The 3974-nt window shown below is 68.0% G+C and carries 5 protein-coding genes; all 5 read right to left on the bottom strand.

Annotation, left to right across the window (positions count from 1 at the left end; all coding sequences use genetic code 11):
- Positions 1-237: flavoprotein (locus ACXJKR_RS26435; protein ID WP_457325343.1), on the bottom strand; the 237-nt coding region annotated here is incomplete at its 3' end.
- Positions 237-920, bottom strand: coding sequence for a tRNA (guanosine(46)-N7)-methyltransferase TrmB (gene trmB, locus ACXJKR_RS26430; protein WP_457325342.1), 684 nt, complete (start codon positions 918-920; stop codon positions 237-239). The genes trmB and ACXJKR_RS26435, both read right to left, overlap by 1 nt.
- A complete protein-coding gene (gene deoA, locus ACXJKR_RS26425) occupies positions 920-2230 on the bottom strand; it encodes a thymidine phosphorylase (RefSeq protein WP_457325341.1) in 1311 nt (436 codons plus the stop codon). Before deoA ends, trmB begins: the two co-directional genes overlap by 1 nt.
- A 267-nt stretch (positions 2231-2497) precedes the next feature.
- A complete protein-coding gene (gene deoC / locus ACXJKR_RS26420; RefSeq protein WP_056196095.1) occupies positions 2498-3262 on the bottom strand; it encodes a deoxyribose-phosphate aldolase in 765 nt (254 codons plus the stop codon).
- The coding region (locus ACXJKR_RS26415; protein ID WP_457325340.1) for a purine-nucleoside phosphorylase at positions 3259-3974 on the bottom strand (716 nt) is incomplete at its 5' end. The genes ACXJKR_RS26415 and deoC, both read right to left, overlap by 4 nt.

Raw genomic sequence — 3974 nt, 5'->3', positions numbered from 1 at the left:
GTTGATATGGGCCATGTTGTTGTCGGGACGCGCATCCCACTGGCTGGTGTAGACCGGCCGGCCGGACAGGGCCTGCATGGTCACCGCGGTGATGAACTGCTCGGCGGCCTCGGTCATCATGACCTGCACCGTCGCGCCGCCCTTCACGAACAGGCGCGTCAGCTCGGCGATCTTGTAGCCGGCGATGCCGCCGGTCATGGCGAGCAGGACGTGCTTGCCTTGCAGTGGTGATGTCATCAACGCTTCCTGAACACCAGATCCCACACGCCATGCCCGAGCTTGATGCCGCGGTTCTCGAACTTGGTCAGGGGACGGTAGGCGGGCTTGTCAGCATAGCCGGCCGCGACGTTCAGGAGATGGGGCTCGGCCGTCAGCACTGCAAGCATCTGCTCGGCATAGGGCTSCCAGTCGGTCGCGCAGTGCAGATAGCCGCTTGGCGCGATGTGCTGGATCAACTTGGCAACGAACTCCGGCTGGATCAGCCGCCGCTTGTTGTGACGCTTCTTGTGCCAGGGGTCGGGGAAGAAGATGTGCACGCCGGCCAGCAAGTCGGGGCCGATCATGTCGCRCAGCACCTCCACGGCATCGTGCTGGACGATGCGGATGTTGGTGAGCTGCTTCTCATCGATGAGCTTGAGCAGAGCGCCGACACCCGGCTCATGCACCTCGCAGCCGATGAAGTCATGGTCGGGCAGCGTGCCCGCAATGTCGGCCGTCGCGCCGCCCATGCCGAAGCCGATCTCCAGCACCAGCGGGGCTTTGCGGCCGAAGATGGCTTCAGCGTCCAGGCGCTCGGGCTTGTAGGGCAGGACGAACTTCGGGCCCAGTTCGGCCAGGGCCTTGATCTGACCCGTGCCCATGCGGCCGGCGCGCGTGACGAAACTCTTGATGGCGCGACGCGGCGGGTCCTTCTCTTCCATCAGCCCACCTCAGCCATCACCATGGGCGTGGCGGCGATGTCGGCGTCGCCCAGCGTGCACGCGGCCAGATAGGACGCGATGGCGCGGTCGGCCGCAGCGTCGTCAGCCGCGTGGATCAGTGCGAGCGGTTCGCCGGCGGCGACGCGCGTGCCCAGCGGCTTCACTTCGGAGAAACCGACGCGCATGTCGATGGCATCGCCGGCCTTGCGGCGGCCACCGCCGAGCTCGACGATGGCGACGCCCAGGTCACGCGTCGACATCGTCGTGATGACGCCCGCACGCGGCGCGGCGACGGGCTTCACGACGGGCGCGGCGGTCAGATAAGCCTCGGGCCGCTCCATCAGGTCCRCCGGGCCGCCCAGGGCAACCACCATCTTGGCGAACTTCTCGGCAGCGGCGCCGGAGTCCAGCGCAGCCTGCAGCTTGACGCCAGCGCCAGCGGTGTTGGCAGCCAGGCCGCCCAGCACCAGCATCTCGGCGCACAGCGCCAGCGTCACTTCGTGCAGGCGCGGCTCGCGGGCATCGCCCTTGAGGTAGCGGATGGTTTCGATCACTTCGAGCGAATTGCCGACGTCGCTGCCCAGGATCTGGTTCATGTCGGTGATCAGCGCGCGCGTCTTCAGGCCCGCGCCGCCGGCGACCGCGACGATGCTCTCGGCCAGTTCCTTGGCGAACTCGGGCGTGGACGCGAAGGCGCCGTTGCCGCACTTGATGTCCATGGCCAGGCCTTCGAGGCCGGCAGCCAGCTTCTTGGACAGGATGCTGGCAGTGATGAGCGGCACGCTCTCGACGGTGGCCGTCACGTCACGCGTCGCGTAGAAGCGTTTGTCGGCCGGGGCCAGGTCGGCGGTCTGGCCGATGATGGCGCAACCCAGCGAGCGCACGATCTGGTCGAACCTGGCCGGGTCGGGCGTCGTCGTGTAGCCGGGAATGGCCTCCAGCTTGTCGACCGTGCCGCCGGTGTGGCCCAGGCCCCGGCCGGCAATCATCGGCACATAGYCACCGCAGGCCGCCACCATGGGCGCCAGCATCAGGCTGACCTTGTCGCCGACGCCGCCGCTGCTGTGCTTGTCCAGCACGGGGCCGGGCATGTCGGGCCAGCGCATGACGCGGCCGGAGTTCATCATCGCGCGGGTCAGCAGCACGGCTTCGTCGCGGCCCATGCCCTTGAGGAACACGGCCATGCCGAGGGCGGCCACCTGGCCTTCGCTCCAGGAGTTGTCGACGAGGCCGCGGACGAAGTGGTTGATCTGCGCTTCGTTGAGCGCCTGGCCGTCGCGCTTGGCGCGGATGATTTCTTGAGCAAGCATAGGGGCTCGGTAATGCTACGGGAATCGATGCGAGAGGGTCTGCGCGGGTGCAGGGCTAGGCGTGCGACGCCGCCTGGGCTCATGCCCAGGCAAGGCGCGCAACAACGCCATGCGCCCGCGCAGACCCTCTCCCGAAGGGTTGTSACTCAAAAGCCCGCSCGCGGCGTTGCGAAGCCTCGCTGGGGATGACCCCAGCGTCGACTTCGCGCCTTGCTCGCGGGCTTTTGAGTGGCAACGCATCCGATTCCCGTAGCGTTACCGAGCCCCTCAGTAAGCCGCGGTGACAGCGGCGGATTGAGCGCCGGAGAGCACGGCTTCGATGTCGGTGAGCAGACCGCTGGCGCCAAAGCGCAGGCGTTGCGGGTTGAGAGCGGCAGCGCCCAGGGCGGCTTCGGCCTGGGCGATATAGCCCGCGGCGTCGGCCACCGAGCGCACGCCGCCCGAGGCCTTGAAGCCGGCGGCGGACAGGCCGCTCGCGGCGATCTCCTTCAGCATCACGGCCGCCGCGGCCGGCGTGGCGCCGACTGGGGTCTTGCCGGTGCTCGTCTTGACGAAGTCGGCACCGGCCGCCAGCGCCAGGCGCGTGGCCTGGGCGATGCGCTCGGGCGTGGCCAGTTCGCCGGATTCGATGATGACCTTGAGCGTCAGCGGCCGGCTGGCGAAGCGGACCTCGGAAAGAAACTCGCTCACCTCGGTGCTGTCACCTGCAATCAGCGCGCGCCAGGGCAGCACGACGTCGACCTCATCTCCGCCCGCCTGCGCAATCTCCGTGACATCAGCCAGCGCGCGAGCCTGGTCCAAAGCGCCATCGGGAAAGTTTGCAACCGCCGCGACCTTGATGGATGCCGGCAAGGCGGCACGCGCTTGGGCAACGAAACGCGGCCAGACGCAGACAGCAGCCACGGGGCCATGCGGCGACTGCGCACGGCGGCACAGCGCATCGATGTCGGCAGCCGTGTCGGCGTCGTTCAGGCTGGTCAGATCCAGGCAGGCCAGCGCCGTACGGGCCGCGGCCTTCAGATCGGCCGTCATAGCGTCAGCTCGGCAAAGCTCGCAATGAGGGCCGCCAGAAAGCTCGCGGCGCGTTCGCCAGAGAGCTGCGCCTGCTTCAGCGTCAGATCATGCGTCAGCGCCTCAGCGGACAGGCCAGCCGCCATGTTGGTCATCAGCGCGATGCCCATCACCTTGAGGCCGGCGTGGCGGGCCAGGATGGTCTCAGGCACGGTGCTCATGCCCACTGCGTCAGCACCCCAGGCCGCAAACATGCGGATCTCGGCGGCCGTCTCGAACTGTGGGCCCAGGGCCCAGCAGTACGTGCCCTCGCCCAGCATCAGGTTCTCGCGCTTGGCCAAGGCGAGCGCGTGCTTGCGCAGGTCGGCGTCGTAGGCATTGACCATGTCGACAAAGCGATGGCTGCCCTGCTCGCCCACCAGCGGGCTGCGCTGCGGTGCGTTGATGTGATCGGCAATCAGCATCAGGCTGCCGGGCGGCATGTGGCCGCGCAGCGAGCCGGAGGCATTGGTCTGCACCAGCAGCTTCACGCCCCAGCGCTTGAGGGTGCGCAACGCGCCCGCCATGCCGGTGCAGTCGCCGCTCTCATAGGTGTGGGCGCGGCCGCGCAGGAAGATGACGCGCTGCTTGCCGATATTGCCGACGACGATCTCGTTGACATGGCCCTCGACCTTGGGCTGCGGGAAGGCCGGCAGCTCGGTATAGGGCAGGTTCTTGGCATCCTGCACATGGC

Source organism: Roseateles sp. P5_E11, from assembly GCF_054049355.1.
Note: the sequence above shows the minus strand (reverse complement) of the source record. Positions and strands in the feature narration are given on the sequence as shown.